This is a genomic window from Corynebacterium sp. NML 150383 (genome assembly GCF_002285085.1).
GTDB classification, from domain to species: Bacteria; Actinomycetota; Actinomycetes; order Mycobacteriales; family Mycobacteriaceae; genus Corynebacterium; species Corynebacterium gottingense.
This window is the reverse complement of record NZ_NSGK01000020.1, coordinates 1-1526: the sequence shown is the minus strand read 5'-3', so window position 1 is coordinate 1526 and position 1526 is coordinate 1. Positions and strand designations below refer to the sequence as shown.

The 1526-nt window shown below is 57.3% G+C and carries 1 protein-coding gene; it reads right to left on the bottom strand.

Features of this window, described 5'->3' with window-relative positions; genetic code table 11:
* A partial coding sequence (locus CKJ85_RS11695) for an integrase core domain-containing protein (protein ID WP_095554413.1) occupies nt 1-1430 on the bottom strand: 1430 nt, incomplete at its 3' end.
* Nucleotides 1431-1526 lie beyond the last annotated feature (96 nt).

The following is a 1526-nucleotide window of genomic DNA, read 5'->3' as shown; positions in this document are numbered from 1 at the left end:
GCGAGTTTCGGGTTCATCCGTGGCGGCTTGCGGTGCTTCATTCCTTCAACGAGGTTGATGTTGATCTGCCCGCCTGGTGGCCTGTGGCTCAGTGTGACTGGCAGTGGCACGCTGAAGAGGAATTCACCGTCGTGGGCCGTGAAGAACTCCGCGATATCGTCGTTGGTGACCGTGGCGTAGAGCTCGCGGTTTTTGAATCTTAGGCCGATGTAGAGCCCGTAGCTACACACACGAACGACACCGTCTTTGCTCACGCGGAGCGTATCTGGGATACCCCAATCGTTTGTTGATTGTGTTGTCGGCACCGTTAGTGTTGGGGTATCGGTGCCAGGTATGCCGTGTGAAGCTGCCATGTCATCGGTGCTGGTCTCGGGTGAAGTTGCCGCTTCCCCGGGGCCGTTTCTCACTTCGTTTGCTGCCTGCGGGTTGTGCGCCTTGTTGTAGGCAAGTACGCGGGCCCAGACTTGATCTGGATCAAGCGGCTGCGTGGGCGAAGGTGCTTTGGGGAAGGTCTCGAAAGCCTGGCGTGGAGTGATGTGCATCTTGCCGACCAGCAGTGATTGGTGCCGTCGTCGTTCGTTGTACACGTGCCGATACTCAGCGAGGTATGTGTTGACCTCGGCAAGGCTTACTGGGTGGCGAGCGTCGAGAAACTGGGTCAATGTGCGGTGGGAGCGTTCGTCTTTGCCTTGGGTTGTCGGCGCGAATCCAGCAATGGCGAGCACGCCTTCGCTGGCGAGCCATGTTTCAGTCGCTGTGAGGTATCCGCGGTGGTAGGTGGCAAACGCGTCGCCGTTATCAGAAAGGATCTCTTGGGGTTTGCCGTAGGTGGCGAACGCTTCGGCAAGCACGGTGCGCGCATCAGTACCGTTTTCCGGTAACGCGAACGCTTTGGTTCCGACGTCGAATCTGCTGGCGTCGTCGATGACCTGGTAAATCGTCACGAGCGTGTGAGCATGGTCGAAGAGGCGGTAGACCAGTCCATCGATCTGCCAGAGTTCACCGACGAAGTCACGGGCGAAGCGTCTATAGGAACTCCTCGGCCGTTTGCGGGCATTAACGTCGACAAAGCCCAGCTCATGGAGCCATGAGGCGATTGTGGAACGTGAAGGGGTGCGATCGGCACCGACGGAGTCGAACAAGAAGTAGTAGATCGACCAAGGCCCGTAATCCAAGCCCTGTTCCATCAGCTTTTGCCTGGCGTGGACGACGGCGATCTTGTCGTGGTCTCCAAACTTTCCGGCCGGGTGCTTCGGGGCAGTCGAATCCGGCACAATGCCGGATCGCCCCTTTTGCGCTATCCGGTCTTTGATGTTGTGGTACGTCTGCCGCGAGATGCCCAGTTCTTTGCAAAACTGTGTGATCGTTTTGCCGTCACGAGCAGGATCGAAATCTGCGACCTTTCTGCGCTTGTGTAGTGGAATAGCCATCCGGCTATTCCACCGCTGCAGGCGTCCAAAAAGCTACTAGACATCCTGTCCAAAAACTTCCTGGACTCCTTGTCCAAAAAGTCCCTAGACATGACA